At 70.3% G+C, this 17,254-nt stretch carries 14 protein-coding genes; 6 read left to right on the top strand and 8 right to left on the bottom strand.

Annotated elements, in window-relative coordinates; translation table 11 throughout:
- Positions 1-65: 65 nt before the first annotated feature.
- Positions 66-995: a carbohydrate kinase family protein gene (locus ACS5PK_RS14040; RefSeq protein ID WP_439440875.1), complete on the top strand. Its 930-nt coding sequence runs from the start codon at positions 66-68 to the stop codon at positions 993-995.
- Here the strand turns inward: ACS5PK_RS14040 and ACS5PK_RS14035 are convergent.
- The 4 genes from ACS5PK_RS14035 to ACS5PK_RS14020 are packed head-to-tail and all read right to left on the bottom strand — an operon-like array spanning position 980 to position 5,815.
- On the bottom strand, positions 980-2,440 hold the full coding sequence (locus ACS5PK_RS14035; protein WP_439440874.1) for an amidase: 1,461 nt from the start codon (positions 2,438-2,440) through the stop codon (positions 980-982). The two genes, ACS5PK_RS14040 and ACS5PK_RS14035, sit on opposite strands and share 16 nt — an antisense overlap.
- Positions 2,441-2,447: 7 nt before the next feature.
- Positions 2,448-3,944, bottom strand: a complete 1,497-nt coding sequence (locus tag ACS5PK_RS14030) for an ABC transporter substrate-binding protein (RefSeq protein WP_439440873.1) — start codon at positions 3,942-3,944, stop codon at positions 2,448-2,450.
- A gap of 28 nt (positions 3,945-3,972) precedes the next feature.
- The gene (locus ACS5PK_RS14025) at positions 3,973-4,818 is read right to left on the bottom strand and encodes an ABC transporter permease (protein ID WP_439440872.1); all 846 of its coding nucleotides are present in this window, start codon (positions 4,816-4,818) and stop codon (positions 3,973-3,975) included.
- Positions 4,811-5,815: an ABC transporter permease gene (locus ACS5PK_RS14020; protein WP_439440871.1), complete on the bottom strand. Its 1,005-nt coding sequence runs from the start codon at positions 5,813-5,815 to the stop codon at positions 4,811-4,813. The genes ACS5PK_RS14025 and ACS5PK_RS14020 overlap by 8 nt, the downstream gene beginning before the upstream one ends.
- A 153-nt stretch (positions 5,816-5,968) precedes the next feature.
- Here ACS5PK_RS14020 and ACS5PK_RS14015 point away from each other — a divergent pair, with 153 nt between their 5' ends.
- On the top strand, positions 5,969-6,859 hold the full coding sequence (locus ACS5PK_RS14015) for a hypothetical protein (protein ID WP_439440870.1): 891 nt from the start codon (positions 5,969-5,971) through the stop codon (positions 6,857-6,859).
- Here ACS5PK_RS14015 and ACS5PK_RS14010 read toward each other — a convergent pair whose 3' ends face one another.
- Positions 6,860-8,212 carry an MATE family efflux transporter gene (locus ACS5PK_RS14010; RefSeq protein ID WP_439440869.1) on the bottom strand — a complete coding sequence of 451 codons (1,353 nt, stop codon included), beginning with the start codon at positions 8,210-8,212 and terminating at the stop codon, positions 6,860-6,862.
- A gap of 110 nt (positions 8,213-8,322) precedes the next feature.
- Positions 8,323-9,156 (bottom strand): hypothetical protein, encoded by an 834-nt coding sequence (locus ACS5PK_RS14005; RefSeq protein ID WP_439440868.1) that lies wholly within the window; start codon positions 9,154-9,156, stop codon positions 8,323-8,325.
- A gap of 163 nt (positions 9,157-9,319) precedes the next feature.
- On the opposite strand from ACS5PK_RS14005, the gene ACS5PK_RS14000 reads away from it, so the two are divergent.
- From ACS5PK_RS14000 to ACS5PK_RS13990, 3 genes are all read left to right on the top strand, one after another.
- Positions 9,320-11,404: a S46 family peptidase gene (locus ACS5PK_RS14000; protein WP_439440867.1), complete on the top strand. Its 2,085-nt coding sequence runs from the start codon at positions 9,320-9,322 to the stop codon at positions 11,402-11,404.
- An 82-nt stretch (positions 11,405-11,486) separates the two neighbouring features.
- Positions 11,487-12,221, top strand: a complete 735-nt coding sequence (locus ACS5PK_RS13995) for a substrate-binding periplasmic protein (protein WP_439440866.1) — start codon at positions 11,487-11,489, stop codon at positions 12,219-12,221.
- Positions 12,222-12,330: 109 nt separating this feature from the next.
- On the top strand, positions 12,331-12,558 hold the full coding sequence (locus ACS5PK_RS13990; protein ID WP_439440865.1) for a DUF1161 domain-containing protein: 228 nt from the start codon (positions 12,331-12,333) through the stop codon (positions 12,556-12,558).
- A gap of 13 nt (positions 12,559-12,571) precedes the next feature.
- On the opposite strand, the gene ACS5PK_RS13985 is transcribed toward ACS5PK_RS13990, so the two are convergent.
- Entirely contained in the window at positions 12,572-14,080 is a 1,509-nt protein-coding gene (locus tag ACS5PK_RS13985; protein WP_439440864.1) for a hypothetical protein, read from the bottom strand.
- Positions 14,081-14,343: 263 nt separating this feature from the next.
- Here ACS5PK_RS13985 and ACS5PK_RS13980 point away from each other — a divergent pair, with 263 nt between their 5' ends.
- Positions 14,344-15,117 carry a glutaminyl-peptide cyclotransferase gene (locus ACS5PK_RS13980; RefSeq protein WP_439440863.1) on the top strand — a complete coding sequence of 258 codons (774 nt, stop codon included), beginning with the start codon at positions 14,344-14,346 and terminating at the stop codon, positions 15,115-15,117.
- Between the two features lie 22 nt (positions 15,118-15,139).
- Here ACS5PK_RS13980 and paaZ read toward each other — a convergent pair whose 3' ends face one another.
- On the bottom strand, positions 15,140-17,194 hold the full coding sequence (gene paaZ / locus ACS5PK_RS13975; protein WP_439440862.1) for a phenylacetic acid degradation bifunctional protein PaaZ: 2,055 nt from the start codon (positions 17,192-17,194) through the stop codon (positions 15,140-15,142).
- Positions 17,195-17,254 lie beyond the last annotated feature (60 nt).

The raw sequence follows: 17,254 nt of genomic DNA, 5'->3' as shown, positions 1-17,254 counted from the left end.
GCCTGTCATCCCTCTCCCGCCTCGGAGGGCTTGCAGAGTGTGACGGACGGCGCTGCAATTGCAGTATGAGCCCAGTCCTTCATGCTGACCTGCCCCGCTTTGTTGCTTTTGGCGAGGCCTTGACCGACCTCATCTGCACCGGCCTTGACAGCTGGATCAGCCGCTGCGGCGGCGCGCCCTGGAACGTGGCGCGGGCCTTGTCCACCCTGGGCGAACTCTCGGCTTTTGGGGGCGCCATCAGCTGTGACGTCTTCGGCCAGGCCCTGTGGCAGGAGAGCATGGATGCCAGCCTGGACCCACGCTTCCTGCAGCAGGTCGAGCGCTCGCCGCTGCTGGCTGTGGTCCATGAGACCCACCCGCCGCGCTACTTCTTCATCGGCGATGACAGCGCCGACCTGCATTTCCATCCCAGCGGCCTGCCCCAGGGCTGGCGGCAGTTCGTGCGATGGGCCCATTTCGGCGGCATCAGCCTTAACCGCGAGCCTCTGGCCAGCCGCCTGGTCGAGCTTGCGGAGTCGCTCAAGGCTCAGGGGGTGACCATCAGCTACGACCCCAACTACCGCCAGGGCATGGACAACCGCTATGACGACACCCTGGAGCGCATGAGCCGCCTGGCCGATGTGATCAAGGTGTCGGACGAAGACCTCTGCGGCCTCTTCCGCAGCCCCACGGCCCATGTGGGCCTGGGCCAGCTGGCGGTATGGAATCCGCAGGCCCGCCTGCTCTATACCCGCGGCGCCCAGGGCGCCACGCTCTACAAGGGCGCGCAGGAATGGTCGGCCAGCGCCCTGGCCGTCGAGGTGGTCGACACCGTGGGCGCGGGCGATGCCTCGATGGCCGGCTTCGTCTACGCCTGCCTGCACGGGCTCGGCGAGGAAGCCCAGCTGCGCTACGCCATGGCGGCCGGCGCTGCTGCCTGCCTGCAGGCCGGGGCGCGCTCACCCAGCCTGGCCGAGGTGCGCGCGCTGGCGGCGCAGGTTCAGCTGCTTCCCTGAGCCGCGGCGGCGGGAGGCCGGGGCCAGGGCCGCTGGCGGTCGGCCAGCAGGCCCTGCAGCTGATGGCTCAGGCGCAACACGCCGAGGTCATCGAAGCGCCGCCCCACCACCTGTACGCCGATGGGCAGGCCCGCTGCCGTGTAGCCCGCGTTGAGCGTGGCGGCCGGCTGCTCGCTCATGTTGAAGGGCAGCGTGAAGGCAATGTGCTCGAAAGGCCGCTGCGGATCGTGGATGGGGCTGGCCCATTCCGCCGGGAAGCTGGGCACGGGGCTGGTCGGGGAGATCACGAAGTCGAAGGGCTGACAGGCCGCCAGCGCCGCGTCGCGCAGCGCCGCCATCTGGCTGTAGCCGTGGAAGAGCTCGGTGGCCGTCAGCTGGGCGCCGCGGTCCACCCAGGCGCGGATGTAGGGCAGGACGCGGGCGCGGCGCTCCTCCGGCAGGGCCGAGATGTCCAGCCAGGAGCGCATGCGCCAGAAGGCGTCCAGGCTGTCGATCATGGCGCGGGTGGAGCAGGGCCCCGTGGGCAAGACCTGGCACCCGGCAGCTGCCAGCCGCTGCGCCACCTCGTCCACTGCGGCGGCGATCTCGCCGTCCACCGTGAGTCCCCAGCCGGCATCGCGCATCAGCCCGATGCGCAGACCGCGCAGGTCCAGGTCGAGGTCCAGCCAGGGCAGCTCCTGCGCCGGCAGGCTCATGCCGTCGCGCCAGTCGGGGCGGGACAGGGCGGCCATCAGCAGGGCGGCATCCTCGACCCGGCGGGTCATGGGGCCGGCCACGCGGCCCGCGAAGGGCGGCTTGATGGGGATGCGCCCCAGGCTGGGCTTGAGGCCGAAGAGGCCGCACCAGCCGGCCGGCAGGCGTATGGAGCCGCCGATGTCCGTGCCCACATGCAGCGGACCGTAGCCCGCCGCCGCCGCGGCCGCGGCACCTGCGCTGGAGCCGCCCGGGTTCTTGCGCAGGTCCCAGGGATTGCGGGTGAGGGGGTGGAAGCTGGAGAGGCCGGAGCTGAGCATGCCGTAGTCCGGCATGGTGGTCTTGGCGAAGAGCAGGGCGCCCAGCTCGCGTGCGCGGGCGGCGGGGGGCGCATCCTCGGGTGCGGGTTGCAGCTCGGTGGCGGCGGTGCCCAGGGGCACGGGGGTGCCGCGGCTGGCGATGTTCTCCTTGAGCGTCAGGGGCAGGCCGTCCAGGGTGATTCGCTGGCCGGCGACCGCCACCGACAGTGGCTCGCCCCGCGCCCAGCGGGCCTCCGAGGCACGGGCGGCCTCGCGGGCGGCGTCGAAGTCCGGGGCGTAGAGCGCCTGCAGCTGCGGCTCCCAGCGCTGCACATGGGCGTGCAGGCTGTCCAGTACTTCCACGGGGCTGAGGCTGCGCATCTCGTAGGCCTGCAGCAGCCGCAGGGCCGGCCATTCGTGAACAGCCTGCGTCGAGGGGGTCAGGTCTTGCATCAGGCCCTCATTCCCAGCGAAGGGCTGCCAGGTCGTTGGCGAAGATGGGCATGCCAGTCCACAGGCCCTTGAGCCGGGCCTGGGCCACCGTGATCCACTGCGGCTGGTAGAGCCAGGCCGCCACGGCGTCTTCGGCGATGCGGCGCTGCATCTCGCCCAGCAGCTTCAGGCGCTCGGCCTCGCGCGCACTGGACAGGTAGCGCTGCCACAGCTCGTTGAATGCCTTGCTCTCGTAGCCCCAGTAGTAGCCCGGCTTGGCGAAGTTGCCCAGGTCGAAGGGCTCCACATGCGAGATCAGGGTGAGCTCGTAGTTGTGGGCGCCGTAGACGCCCGCCAGCCATTGCGCCCACTCAATGTTCTCGAGCTTGAGCTGCACCCCCACCTGCGCCAGCTGGGCCGCTACCAGCTCGCCGCCCTGGCGGGCATAGGGCGTGGGCGGCAGCTTGAGGGTCAGGGCGAGGTCCCTGACGCCGGCTTCCTTCAGCAGGGCGCGGGCCCGGGCGGGGTCGTAGGGATTGACGCTGGTCAGGTCCACATAGCCCGGCGCCCCCGGCACGTAGTGGCTGCCGATGGGCAGGCCGTAGCCGTCGGCCGCGACGGTGATCAGGGCCTTGCGATCCAGGGCCATGGACAGGGCGCGGCGCACGCGCACATCGTCCAGCGGCTTGCGGCGGTGGTTCATGGCCAGCAGGGTCTTGGCCCGCGAGCCGGCGATGATCAGCTGGAAGCGCTGGGGCTGGCGCTTGAACTGCTCCAGGCTGCGGGCGGCGGCCACGCGGGGGAAGGCATCGACGTCTCCAGAGAGCAGGGCCGCCACCTGTGCGGCCGGGTCGGCGATGAAGCGGAAGCTGGCGCGGCGGATGGGCGGCAGGGGCTGGCCGCGCTGGGCATAGCCCTCGAAGGCCTTGAGCTGCAGGCTGGCGCCGCGCAGCCAGCTGGCGAGCTGGTAGGGCCCGGTGCCTACCGGCTGCTGGGCGTTGGTGGCCGCGCTCTTCGGTTCCACGATGGCGGCGGTGGCCTGGCCGATCAGGAAGAGGAAGTCCGGCTCAGCCTGCTTCAGGCCGATGACCAGCACCTCCGGCTCGGGGCTGGCGATCAGCGCGATATTGGCGAAGACGCGCCTGTCCTTGTTGGTGCTGGCCTCGCCGCCGGCCCGCTCGAAGCTGAACTTCACCGCGGCGGCCGTGAAGGGCTCGCCGTTGTGGAAGCGCACGTTGCGGCGCAGGCGGAAGGTGTAGGTCCGCAGGTCCGGCGAGACCTCCCAGCTGAGGGCCAGACCCGGCCCGACCTGGCCGTCGGGGCCGATGCGGGTAAGGGTTTCGAAGACGTTGTAGTGCACCACCTCGGCGATGGCCGAGGCCGCGCCCACGGTCGGGTCCAGGCCCGGGGGCTCCAGGGTCATGCCGATCACGACGGCGTCGCGCCCGCGGGGCTGGGCCAGCGCGGGCAGGGCGGGCAGGGCCAGGCTGGCGCCCAGGGCGTGCAGGAGGTGGCGGCGGTCCATGGGTGCCATCATGGCATGGCCGGCGGACTCAGTTGCGCGGGTCCAGCCAGTCCCGCAGGCCATCGGCCAGCAGCTGCAGGCCGAGCACGGACAGCATCAGGCACAGGCCTGGCAGCAGGGCCAGTTGCGGGGCCTCGAACAGCCAGGTCTGGGCCTCGGCCAGCATGCGGCCCCAGCTGGGCGCAGGCGCTTGCGTACCCAGGCCCAGATAGGCCAGCGAGGCCTCGGCCAGCAGGGCCAGGGCGAACTGGTTGCTGGCCAGCACCAGAAGGGGCGAAGCGATATTGGGCAGCACATGCACGCGGGCGATCTGCCAGCCCGGCCGTCCGAAGGCGCGTGCCGCCCGCACATAGTCGCGTTGCCATTGCACCCGCGCCGCCGCGCGCACCAGGCGCAGGCAGGCAGGCACGCCGTGCAGGCCGATGGCCCCCATGGCCACGCCCATGCCGGGCCCCAGGCTGGCCGCCATCAGGATGGCCAGCAGCAGGGCGGGGAAGGCCTGGCCCAGGTCGCTGAAGCGGCTGATGAGCCGGTCCACCCAGCCGCCCTGCGAGGCCGCCAGCAGCCCCAGCGGCAGGCCCAGGCCCAGGGACAGGCCGGTCGCGATCAGCCCCACGCCCAGGGCATTGCGCGCGCCGCCCAGCAGCAGGGGTAGCAGGTCGCGGCCCAGGGCGTCGGTGCCCAGCCAGTGGTTGGGTCCGGGGCCTTGCAGTCGCCGCGCCAGGTCGACGTCCAGCGTGGCGGCTCTGGGCAGCAGCAGGCTGCCCGCAGCGGCCAGCAGGAGCAGCGCGCACAGCAGCAGGCCAGCCAGCAGACGCGGGTGGGTGCACAGCCGGCGCCATCGGGTGCGAGGCAAGACCTGGCCCTCAGCCATGGGCGAGCTCCGGTCGACGCAGGCGCGGGTCCAGCCAGGTGTTGAGCATGTCGACGGCCCAGTTCAGCAGCAGCACCAGGGCCACCAGGACCATCACGGCGTTGCGCACCACGACCAGGTCGCGGTTGGCGATGGCCTGGGCGATGAGCTGTCCCAGGCCTGGCAGCTGGAACAGGGTCTCGATCAGCACGGCACCTGCCAGCAGGCCGGCGAACTGCGTACCCAGCTGGGTCAGCACGGGCACCAGGGCGTTGCGCAGCACGTGGCGCAGCAGCACTCGGCCTTCGGGCAGACCCCGGGATCGCGCCGCGCGGACGTAGTCCTCCTGCAGCACATCCAGCAGGCTGGCACGCAGCAGCCGGGCCAGCAGGGCGGTCTGGGTCAGGGCCAGGGCCAGGGCGGGCAGGAGCAGGGCCTGAAGGGCCGGCGCCCAGCCGCCACCCAGATCGGCGTCCCACCCGGGGAAGCCGCCGGCCGGCAGCCATTGCAGGCGCACCGCAAAAAGCCACAGCAGCCCCATGCCGAACCAGAAGGCGGGCAGGGCCAGGCCGAGCTGGCTCAGGCCCAGCAGGAGGTGGTCTACCCAGCGGCCACGGCGGGCCGCGGCCAGCAGCCCCAGGCTCAGGGAGGCCAGCACGGTGAGCGCCAGCGCCAGGCAGCTCAGCGGCAGGCTCAGGCGCAGCCGCTCGGCCAGCATGGGCGCCACGGGCGTTCGGTAGGCATAGGACTGCCCCAGATCGCCCTGCAGCAGGCCTGTGATCCATTGCCCGTAGCGCTGCCAGGCCGGCTGTTCAAGGCCCAGCTCGCGGCTCAGGGCCTGGACGGCGTCGGGGCTGGCATCTGGTCCCAGCATCAGCGCGGCGGCATGCCCCGGCAGCCATTCCAGGCTGGCAAAGATCAGCACCGAGGCCAGGGCCAAGGTGAGGATCAGTTGCAGGCTGGGGCGCAGCAGGGCCGGCAGGACTGGCGGAGCGGTGGGCGCAGGGGGGGCGGGCATGGCGGCATTCTGCATGGGCCAGCCTGCGCATCGCCTGTTCGATAGACGCATCGATCGCCCGCCTGGCGGGTGACATCATCCATCAAGTCGTTAGACTTTCGCGCATTGCACCGGGCTTGCGTCCGGTCCGTTCGTCTACCAAGGACACCGACCATGCTGCTGCCACCCTCCTTCCCCCTGAGCCCCGCCCTGCGCGCGCGCGGACGCTGCGCTGTCGCCCTGGCCACGGCGGCATTGATCGGCCTGTCGGCCTGCGGGGGCGGCGTGGAGGACTTGGGCAAGGACATAGCCAACGGCGCCCTGTGCGGCCTGGCCAACTGCAAGTCCTCGAAGGAGGTGGCCGCTCAGGATCTGCGCCTGGGCGGGAGCCTGCGTCGCGAGGACGGCCGGGTGACGGCCGATCTGGGATTCAGCTACCGTGCCAATCTACTGACCGTCGTCCGGCTCGATGCGCCGGACGCCATGTGGCTGATGCCGGGCAATGTGCGCCTGTCGCCTACTTCCGATCTGGGCGACACGCTCGCGGCCCAGGTCCTCAGCGCCCAGGAGGCCTGGACGATCCGGCTGCAGCATGGCGGCCAGACCCATGACAGCACGGTCTCGCTGCCAGCGGCGGTGCAGATCCGCGTTGCGGCGCCCTCGTCGCTGCAGCGTTCGCAGGCACAGTTCAGCTCGGCCCTGGCCGGCCCGGCCGGCCTGCAGCCCCAGCTGAGCCTGGCGGATGGCGAATGCCAGCTCGCAGACGGCCGTTCCGTGCGCTGGACGGGCTATCGCGGCGGTCCGCAGGCGCGCTTGCAGGCCACCAGTGCCGACCGGTCCCTGTACACGGTCAGCCTGGAGGATCTGCAGGCCAGCCTGGACCAGGCTGCCGCCGGGGCTGCGGGCGGCGGTGCCAACACGGCGGTCACGGTGAAGCAGTGCCGGCTGGCCCTGGTGTGGGAGTACCGCGCCAAGGGCACGGTGGCGCCGGGCTTGTCCTCCTACAGCCTCGTCAATGGCATCAGCCAGGCGCGCCAGGCGCTCAGCTACCTCAACGACCGCTGATCAGGCCTCGGCCTGCGCGTTGCGCAGGCGGCGGTGCACGGCGCGCGCATGGGGCACCCAGTCCTGCCGGGCCCACCGCCGCCACATCAGCAGGCCGCGCAGCCATTCGTCGGCTGCGTAGGCGATCCACACGCCCACCAGGCCCAGACCCAGCTGATGGCCCAGCAGCCAGCTGCCGCCGGCCAGGACGAGCAGCATGGAGCCACTGCCCACCATCACCGGATAGCGGGCATCGCCGGCTGCGCGCAGGGCGTTGATCACCACCAGGTTGAAGGTCCGGCCCGGCTCCAGCAGCACCGTCAGCCACAGCAGGGTACTGCCCATCGCGATGATGGCGGCGTCCCTCGTGAACAAGCCCAGCAGCCAGGGGCCGGCCAGGGCGAAGCCTCCGGCCACCAGTACCGAGACCAGCAGGCCGCGCGCCATGGCCCGCCGCACCAGGCGGTGCGCCGCATGCAGCTGCCCGGCACCGATCAGGTGGCCCACCACGATTTCTGCTGCAAAGCCCGTGGCCAGGCCGAAGAGCAGGATGAAGTACATCAGCTGCGAGACGTAGGCATGCGTGGCCAGGGCTTGCGCGCCCATGTGTCCCACGACGGCAACGCTGACCATGAAGGCCAGTCGGTAGGCGATGTTTTCGCCTGCGCCGGGCAGGCCGATATGGAGGATGGCACCCAGCTCGCGCCGGGGCAGCCGCCACCAGTCGGCCGGCTGCAGGCGCAGGCCCAGGCGTGCGCGCCACAGCCACAGATGCAGGCACAGCCCCAGCAGCCGGCTGGCAATGAGGGCCAGGGCGAAGCCGATGAGGCCCAGCTGCTGCATCAGCGGCACGGCCAGGGCCAGTTGCAGGGCCTGCATGGCCAGCAGCACGGCCAGGGTGTCGCGGGCGCGCAGGTGGGCTCGCATGACGCTGGCCATGGCGGCATTCCAGGCGTCCAGCAGCATGGCCGGGCCCAGCAGCATCAGGAATGGCACGGCCAGCGGCATGACCTCGGCGGGGGCGCCCAGCAGGCCCAGCAGGGGCCGTGCGGCCAGCAGCGCGCCCAGGCCGGTGAGCAGGCCAATCCAGCTGCTGGCACCCAGGGCGGCGCGGGCGGTGGTGTCGGCGATGTCGCGTCGGCCGCTGCCCAGGGCCTGGGTCAGCACCACGCTGATGCCGGCGCCGATGACGCGGAAGAGGATGAAGAGCGTGCCCGATACGTGGTTGGACAAGGCAAAGGCGGCCCCGGCGCTGTCAGAGATACGGGCCGCCAACAAGGTGCCCAGCAGGCTGATGGCGATGCCCAGCCCCATCTCCAGGAACAGCGGCCAAGCCAGGGTGAACAGACGGGGGGCGTGAGCGGCAGGCGGCATGGGGTACGGCAGGAAGGAGGCCGGCGGGCGGCCCGGCTTGAGCAGGCGCCGATGCTAGCCCAGGGCCTTGGCGGCGGATGTACCGCTGCCGTAACTGCCATCGGCGGCGATCAGTCGCCTCCGCCTCCGCAGGAACTACCGCAGGAACTGCCGCCCTCGCTGCAGGCGCTGCCCGCGTCGCTGCCGCAGCTGCTGCCCGAGCCGGTCGAGTCGCCGCGCTGCCGGGCCTCGTCCTGGCGGCTCAGGCGCTGCAGGTGCTGCGCCCATGAGGCTTGCTCTCCGGCGGTGAGCAGGCCCAGTCCTAGCAGGCTGGCGCCATGCACGGCATGCAGGTGCTGGCGGCCACGCGGGTCGCCGTCGACGTCCAGTATCTGGTGGCTGAGGCAGTGCAGGCGCTTGTGCCAGGCGTAGTGCCAGCCGCCCGGCATGCGCAGGCGGCGGTCAAGCTCGAAGACCAAGGGGAGACGGCCCTCCAGCGGGTTCAGTTGCTCCAGCCGGCAGCAGGCGGCATAGCAGCGGCTGAGGGCATGGTCCAGAGGGCCGGCCAGCTGGGACTCCTTCAGGTGGGGCACCTCGCGGCCCAGGCGCTCGCGCTGGAAGGTGCTCAGCCCGGCGGCATCCCACTGCAGCCAGGCGTGCCAGACCGCGTCGGCCGCGCGGCTGGGCAGGGCGCAGGGACCTTCCAGCTCCGCGGCGGCCAGAAAGAACTGCATCAGTCCGGTGGAGGCGAGCAACCAGTCGCTTTCAAGGCTGGGCAGGCCGGGGAACTCGTCGCTGGCATGGGCCAGCCAGGCCTGGTGCAACCCCGCTGGCAGGCGCTGCTGCAGATCCAGGGCCCGGGGGCAGCGGCGCAGCAGCTGATGGCGGGTCCGTGAGGCGCGACGGCGCTCGCGCCAGGCAGTCCAGCGCTGGATCAGGGAAGGGGAGGCGGCGGCGACCGTCATGGGCGGGATGAAAGCTGACCGTTTGGCTGCGCGCATGATGACGTGTCCGACCCACAGTCTGCCCGGTGTTTTCCCTGGGACTGGCCTGCGGGGCACCCATGGCTTTCCGCCCAGCTTGGCAGCACTTCCACAATCCCGGCATCCATTTCCTGCGGAGCCTTTCATGCGACTGCCCATGCTGCCTTGCCGTCCCACCCGTCTGGCCTTTCTGAGCAGCCTGCTGCTGAGTCCGGTGCTGTCGCTCGCCGCCGAAGGCATGTGGACCCTGGACAACCCGCCCACCGCCCGCATGCGCCAGGAGCTGGGCTTCGCGCCTGATGCGGCCTGGCTAGGCAAGGCCATGCGCGGGTCGGCCCGGCTGGCTGGCGGCTGCTCAGGCAGTTTTGTGTCCCCGGAGGGACTGGTGCTGACCAACCACCATTGCGTGGCCGAATGCGTGGAGCAGCTCTCCAGCGCCGGCAAGGACTTCATGAAGAACGGCTTCCTGGCCCGGACTCGCGACGAGGAACAGGTCTGCCCCGCCATGGAGGTCAATCGCCTGGAGGCCATTACGGACGTCACCGAGCAGGTCAAGGCCGCCACCCGCGGCCGCGAGGGCGAGGCCTTCAGCAAGGCCTTCAACGCGATCCGGGCCACGCTGACGGCCGGATGCGTGGGCGGCGACAGCAAGACCCAGCGCTGCGATCTGGTCGACCTCTACCACGGCGGCCAATACAAGCTCTACCGCTATCACCGCTTCCAGGATGTGCGCCTGGCCTTTGCGCCGGAGCAGTCCATCGCCTTCTTCGGCGGCGACCCGGACAACTTCAACTTCCCGCGCTATGACCTGGACATGGGCCTGCTGCGTGTCTATGAGAACGGCAAGCCCGCAGCGGTGCGGGACTTCTTCCCGGTCAATACCCAGGGGCCGGCTTCCGGCGAGGCCGTCTTCGTGACGGGCCACCCAGGCTCCACGCAGCGCACGCTGACCGTCGCACAGCTGGAGCAGCTGCGCGCCCAGCGCCTGCCCGAGGCGCTGGTGGAGATGTCGGAATACCGTGGTCGCCTGGCCCAGTACCGCACGCAGGGGGAGGAGCAGGCCCGCATGGCCAATGCCGAGTTGTTCTATGTGGAGAACGACATCAAGGTGTTCAAGGGCCAGTTGGAGGCCCTCAACGAGCCCTCCCTGCTGGCCGCCAAGCGGGCGGAGGAGGCCAGGCTGCGCGCCTTTGTCGCCCGCCAGCCTTCGCTGCAGCAGGCCTCGGGCGCCTGGGATGCCATCGCCACGGCGCTGCAGCGCTACCGCGGCTATCGCATGCTGAACCAGCAGCTGGAGCGTGCGCAGGCCTTCAACACCCAGCTCTTCGGCATCGCTCGCACCCTGGTGCGGGGCGCGGCCGAGCGCAGCAAGCCTGATGCCGAACGCCTGCCCGAGTTCGCCGAGTCCGGCCTGCCCGCCGTCGAGGCCCAGCTCTTCTCGCCCGCGCCGGTCTACCCGGCCTTCGAGAAATTCAAGCTGGCTTTCTCCTTGGAGAAGATGCGGGAGCAGCTCGGTGCTGACGCGCCCCTGGTCCGCCAGGTGCTGGGCAAGGACTCGCCCGAGCAGGTCGCCAGCCGCCTGGTTGACGGCAGCCAACTGGCCGACATCGCCCAGCGCAAGGCCTTGTGGGAAGGCGGCATGGCCGCGCTGCGCCAGAGCCAGGATCCCTTCATCCGCCTGGTCCTGGCCGTGGATGAGCAGGCCCGGTCCCTGCGTCAGCGCTATGAGCGAGAGGTGCAGTCGGTGATCCAGAAGAACTCCGAGCTGGTCGCCCAGGCGCGCTTCGCCATGACCGGTCCCAAGGTCTATCCGGACGCCACCTTCACCCTGCGACTGTCCTACGGCAGGGTCGAGGGCTGGAAGGAAGGTGACGCCCAGGTGCCGCCCTTCACCACGCTGGGGGGCACCTATGAGCGCGCCACGGGCGCCGAGCCCTTTGCGCTGCCCGCTTCCTGGCTGGCCGCCAAGGACAAGCTGGACCTGGCCAAGCCTTTCAACCTGGTCAGCAGCAACGACATCATCGGCGGCAACAGCGGCAGTCCCATGCTGAACGCCCGTGGCGAACTGGTGGGCCTGGTCTTCGATGGCAACATCCACTCCATCGGTGGTGCCTACTGGTTCGAGTCGGCGCGCAACCGCACGGTGGCCGTCAATGCCGCGGCGATCGCCGAGGCCATGGACAGGATCTACGGTGCCCACGCCCTGCTGAAGGAAATGCGGGGTCATTGAGGCAGCGCCCGTCGCCCGGCCATGGGGCGGCGGGGTCCGCCCGGCTGGGCTATGCTCTGGCAACAACGCCTGGATCGATCGCATGACCACGCGCCGCCTGGCCGTCCTGGCCCTCACCTGCTGCAGTCCTTCCCTGGCCCTGGCCGGGGAGCCGCCGCTGCGAATCTCCACACTGCTGGAGCAGGATCCTGCCACCCAGGTGGCTGAGCGTGTGCTGCGCGAGGCCTACCGCCAACTGGGCCGTGAGCTGCAGGTGCTGAGCATGCCGGGCGAACGTTCGCTGCTGAGCGCCAACACCGGCGAGACGGACGGCGAACTCTATCGCCGGGCCGGCATCGACACGCTCTACCCCAATCTGCTGCGGGTGCCGGTGGAGTTGCTGCAGTACGAGATCGTGGTGTTCTCCCGGCGCTGGAACTTCAAGGTGCAGGGCTGGGACAGCCTGCGGCCCTATCGCCTGGGCTTCGTCAAGGGCATCAAGATCATCGAGGAGAACACCAAAGGCATGCAGCTGGAGCCGGTGGCCACGCTGCAGCAGGCCTTTGTGAAGATGGAGCTGGACCGCTCGGACCTCGTCCTGTCCAACCGACTCTCAGGCCTGGCCAGCCTGCGCCAGCATGGCGTCCAGGGCGTGGTGCAACTGCAGCCGCCGCTGGCCACCTTTCCGGTGTTTCACTATCTGCACCGCAGGCACGAGGCCTTGCTGGCGCCGTTGACGCAGGCCTTGCGGGAGCTGGAGCGCAGCGGCTTCATCCGCCGCACCGGCGAGGAGGTGGCCTTGCAGTATCGGGACACGCCTGCCCCCCAGAAGGAGTGAGGCTGCGCGACCACCAACTGCCGCCCAGGCTCAGGGCAATGCACGGGCTGTGCGCTGTCGCGCTCGTCCCCTCGCCCTGGCCTTTCTCCAGCTTCTTTCGGAGCCATCGATGAACAAGACGCTCGTCCCCGCCCTGCTGGCCACTCTGCTGGCCGCTCCTGCCCTTGCCGCCGTCAAGCCCTGCGAGGTGCTGAAGACTGAGATTGCCGCCAAGCTGGAGGAGAAGGGCGTCAAGCACTACACGCTGAACGTGGTGGAGGCGGAGAAGGTGGGCGAGGCCAAGGTGATCGGCAGCTGCGAAGGCGGCAGCAAGAAGATCACTTACGAGAAGCCGTGAGCGTGGCCAGGCGCTAGACGCGGCGCTGCCAGGCTGCCTGGTAGTGCTCCAGCCGCTGGGCGAATCCCCAGGGGAACAGCGCGCGCTGTGCATGGAAGTCGTCGGCATGGCGGCTGAGCCGCTGGGCCGCTGCGTCCAGCAGGCGCTGCAGGCGGTAGCTGTGGCGCCCCAGGGTGCGCCCCAGCGCCGTCAGACCCCGCTGCAGGGTGTGCAGCAGGAGGTCCTGGGGGCGCCTGGCCACGGGATGGCGGGCCAGGTAGTCACGGAAGGCCGGTTCGGCATGGGGGCCCAGGTAGCTGCTGATCTGGTCTCCGCGGCTGAAGGCGCGGCTCATGACCCGCTTCTTCATGCCGAAGCTCTCGCGGGGCAGTCCGGCGTCCTCGCCCAGGCGCCGGCAGAAGGGGCGATCGTAGTCCCCAGGGACGCGCCAGGCCGCGAGCGCCTCGCCGGCACTGATGGCATGGATGGCCTGCTTGCGCTGGCAGGCGATGAAGGGCACGGGCAGGTGGAAGAAGCCCAGGTCCAGGCGGAACTCCTCGAGGTCGGCGCCGCTGGGGTCTCCGCGCACGATGTCTGGTGAGAAGTTCGAGGCGTGGCGGTCCCAGACCTTGTCGCCATGGAAGCCGCTGATCAGCACGCGATGGCGCAGCACGTCGGCATGCGCGGCCAGGAACACGTCTTCGCCGCCAGTGCCGGTCGACAGGAATAGCGGGCAGACATCCAGGGCCTGGTAGGCCGTGCGCTGGGCCACATGCGCCTGCATGCCCAGGCGGGCCGCGAGCGCGGCGCCGTTGTCGGCGTCAGGCTCCTGGGCCTCCGGGTCGCGGAAGCACAGCACCTCCTGGCAGCCCAGCTCGCGGGCCAGCACTGTGCAGGTGACCGAGTCATAGCCGCGCGAGAGCGTGCTGATGGGTTGCAGGCCCACGGGACGCCGCTCGTCCGCTGCGTTGCGCAGTGCGGCACCGATGCGCTCCAGCAGCAGCGCGCGGTAGGACTCGTAGCTGCTGCCGATGTCCGGGCAGGCCTTGGCCTGCTCTTGCAGCCGCAGGTCGGCGCCTACCCGCACATTGCAGTGGTAATGCAGGTGCAGCTGATGGCCATCGGCCAGGGGCACGCTGCGACGGGCCAGAGACAGGCCGTCCTGGATGCTGCAGAAGTCGTCCTTGTAGAAGGCATAGCCAGCGTCGAGTTCCCGCCCGGCCGCGGCGCACACCAGGGCCAGCGAGTTCGACACCAGCAGCCGCGAGCCCAGTCGCAGCGAGTGCAGCCGGGACAGCGTGTGGGTCGGGGTGCAGAGCCACAGTGCACCCTGATGCAGCGCCACGCCGGTGGCTGCGCAGACATCGGCCGTCAACAGGCCTTCGGCGCTCAGGGCCCCGGCCCAGCAACCTTCGGCAATGGCATCGGGTAGCACCAGCACCTCGGCGCCATGGTCCACCTGGGCCGCCTCGTCCCCTTGCTGCAACTGCATGCACCAGGCCAGCGCGGGCAGCTCGGTCTGCAGCCGGGCTTCGAGTCGCAAGGCGCCTCGAGTGGGCCCTTGGAAGGACGTTGCTTGCTTTTGCATGGGATACGTGCCGTAACAGGCCCGCAGCATACTGGCGGATGGTGGCGCTGCGGGGGAGGCCGCCCCTCAAATGCGTGACCTGCAGCCGGCTGCGGCCCTGGCCGGACCGAAGGTCGGCGCGCTGTCGAGTCAAAGCACCGAGCCACGGCGTCCGGCTGCAGCGTCCGGCCGCAGCGTCGACAATGGCGCCCTGTGTTCGGCCCTCTCGAGTGAAGCCCATGTCCCTGCGCAAGCGCGATTTCCTGCTGTCCCTGCTGGCTGGTGGCCTGGGCGTGGCCCAGGCCCAGCGCATCGCCCTGCCGGTGTGGGGCGTGGCGGTGGTCAAGGCCTATCCGCATGACCCGGGCGCCTTCACCCAGGGCCTGGAATGGCATGAGGGTCATCTTTTCGAGAGCACCGGGCTGGAGGGGCAGAGCTCCATCCGGCGGGTCCGACTGGAGGACGGCCGCGTGCAGCAGAAGGTGGACGTGCCGGCCGAGCATTTTGGCGAGGGCATGACCATCGTCGGCGACGAGATCTTCAGCCTCACCTGGAAGTCCCAGCTCGGCTTCGTGTGGGACAGGAAGACCTTCAAGAAGAAACGCGAGTTCCGCTACGCCGGCGAGGGCTGGGGCCTCACCCACAACGGCGAGCACCTCATCATGAGCGACGGCAGCGCTCAGCTGCGCTTCCTGGACCCGGGCACGATGAAGGAGGTGCGCCGCGTCTCCGTGAGTGCCCTGGGCCGCCCGCTGGAGCAGCTCAACGAGCTGGAGTGGGTGGACGGCCAGGTCTGGGCCAATGTCTGGCAGCAGGACGTCATCGCCCGCATCGACCCGGCCAGCGGCCAGGTGCGCGGCTGGATCGATCTGCGCGGCCTGTTGCCCCCGGCGCAGGCGCGCCAGGCCGACGTGCTCAATGGCATCGCCTACGACGCTGCGGCCAAGCGCCTCTTTGTGACGGGCAAGCTCTGGCCGCAGCTCTTCGAGATCCGGCTGGTGCCGAGGGCCTGAGCCCCCGGGCGCCGCAGGCCGGTCAGCCGCTCTTCTTCGCGACCAGCGTCAGGATGTCGTAGCTGGCGACCAGCTCGCCGCGCTGGTTGGTCACCTGCACGTCCCAGGCCACCACGCCCTGCGGCGGCTGGTCCGGGCGGTTGCCGCGGTCGATGCGGCGCTTGCAGGTGAGGCGGGCCTGGATGGTGTCGCCGATGGCCACGGGGTTCACGAAGCGCAGGGTGTCCAGGCCGTAGTTGGCCAGCACCGGGCCCGGCGCGGGCGACACGAAGAGGCCCGCAGCGGCCGACAGCACGAAGTAGCCGTGCGCGATGCGCTGGCCGAACTGCGTGTCCTTGGCGGCGACCTCGTCGAAGTGCATGTAGAAGTAGTCGCCCGAGACGCCGCCGAAGTTGACGATGTCCGCCTCGCTGACGGTGCGGCGGTGCGTGAGCAGCGAGTCGCCGATCTGGATCTCCTCGAAATACTTGCGGAAGGGGTGGATGGCGTCTTCCTGCACCTTGCCGCCGCGCTGGTACTCGCCGGTGATGGCGGTCAGCATGGTGGGCGAGCCCTGCACGGCCACACGCTGCAGGTAGTGTTTGACGGCGCGGATGCCACCCAGCTCCTCGCCACCGCCGGCCCGGCCCGGGCCGCCGTGCTTGAGCATGGGCAGGGGCGAGCCGTGGCCGGTGGATTCCTTTGCGCCCTCGCGGTCCAGCACATGGATGCGGCCATGGAAGGCGCCTGCATGGAACACGGCCTGCGCGGCCAGGGCCGGGGTCTTGGTGATGACGGAGCCGACCAGGCTGCCGCGGCCCTTGGCGGCCAGGTGCAGGGCCTCGTCGAAGTCCTCGTAGGGCATCAGCGTGGACACGGGGCCGAAGGCCTCGACGCTGTGCACTGTCTCGTTGGCCAGGGGGTTGCGGCACAGCAGCAGGGTGGGCGCGAAGAAGGCGCCCTCGGCCACGCCCTCGCCCACCGGGGCGAAGCCGTCACGGCTGCTCAGCAGCACCTCGTTGCCTTGCGAGAGCAGGGCCACGCGCTCGGTGACGTCGCTCTGCTGGTCGCGGGAGGCCAGGGCGCCCATGCGCACGCCCTCGACGGCGGGGTCGCCCACCTTGATCTTGGCCAGGCGCTCGCGCAGCTTTTCGCCCACGGCATCGACCAGGTGGCGCGGCACGATGGCGCGGCGGATGGCCGTGCACTTCTGGCCGGCCTTGGCGCTCATCTCCTTGGCCACTTCCTTGACGAAGAGCTCGAACTCGGGGTCTTCGGGCGTGACGTCCGGGGCCAGGATGGCGCAGTTGAGGCTGTCCGCCTCGGCGTTGAAGGGGATGGAGCGCGCGATCAGGTTCTTGTTGACGCGCAGCATGGCGGCGGTGTCGGCCGAGCCGGTGAAGGTGACGACGTCGGTCTCCTCCAGGCGGTCCAGCAGGTCCCCCGAGCCGCCGATGATCAGCTGCAGCGCGCCCTCGGGCAGCAGGCCGCTTTCCTGGATCAGACGCACGCAGGCCTCGGCCACGTAGCTGGTGGCGGTGGCCGGCTTGACGATGCTGGGCATGCCCGCCAGGAAGGTGGGGGCGAATTTCTCCAGCATGCCCCACATGGGGAAGTTGAAGGCATTGATGTGCACGGCCACCCCGCGCTTGGGCACCAGCACATGGCTGCCCCAGAAGTGGCCTTCCTTGCCTAGCTGCTGGGCCGGGCCTTCATGGACGACGTTGCTGGAGGGCAGCTCGCGCCGGCCCATGGAGGCGTAGGCGAAGAGGGTGCCGATGCCGCCCTCGATGTCGATCCAGTTGTCCGGCCGCGTGCCGCCGGTGTGCACGGAGATGGCGTAGAGCTGTTCCTTGCGCTCCATCAGGTAGTTGGCCAGGGCCTTGAGCGTGGCGGCGCGCTGCTGGAAGGTGGACTTCAGCAGGGCAGGCAAGGCCTGACCCCGGGCATAGGCCAGGCTCTCGCCGAAGTCCAGGCTCTCGGCGTGGGTCTGGGCGATGAGCCGGCCATTGAGCGCGCTGTGCAGGCCGCGTGCGGCCTGGCTGCCGACCCAGCGGCCGGCGATCAGGCTTTGAAGAACAGGGACGTTGGCGCTCATGGCGGCTCCTCCGGGATCGGTTGTGAAGGGGTGAAAGAAAGGCCCCGCGGGGCGGGGCTC

The organism is Roseateles sp. DB2 (assembly GCF_051857535.1).
GTDB lineage: Bacteria > Pseudomonadota > Gammaproteobacteria > Burkholderiales > Burkholderiaceae_C > Roseateles_B.
The sequence above is the reverse complement of the archived record's forward strand: the minus strand, read 5'-3'. Positions and strand labels throughout refer to the sequence as shown.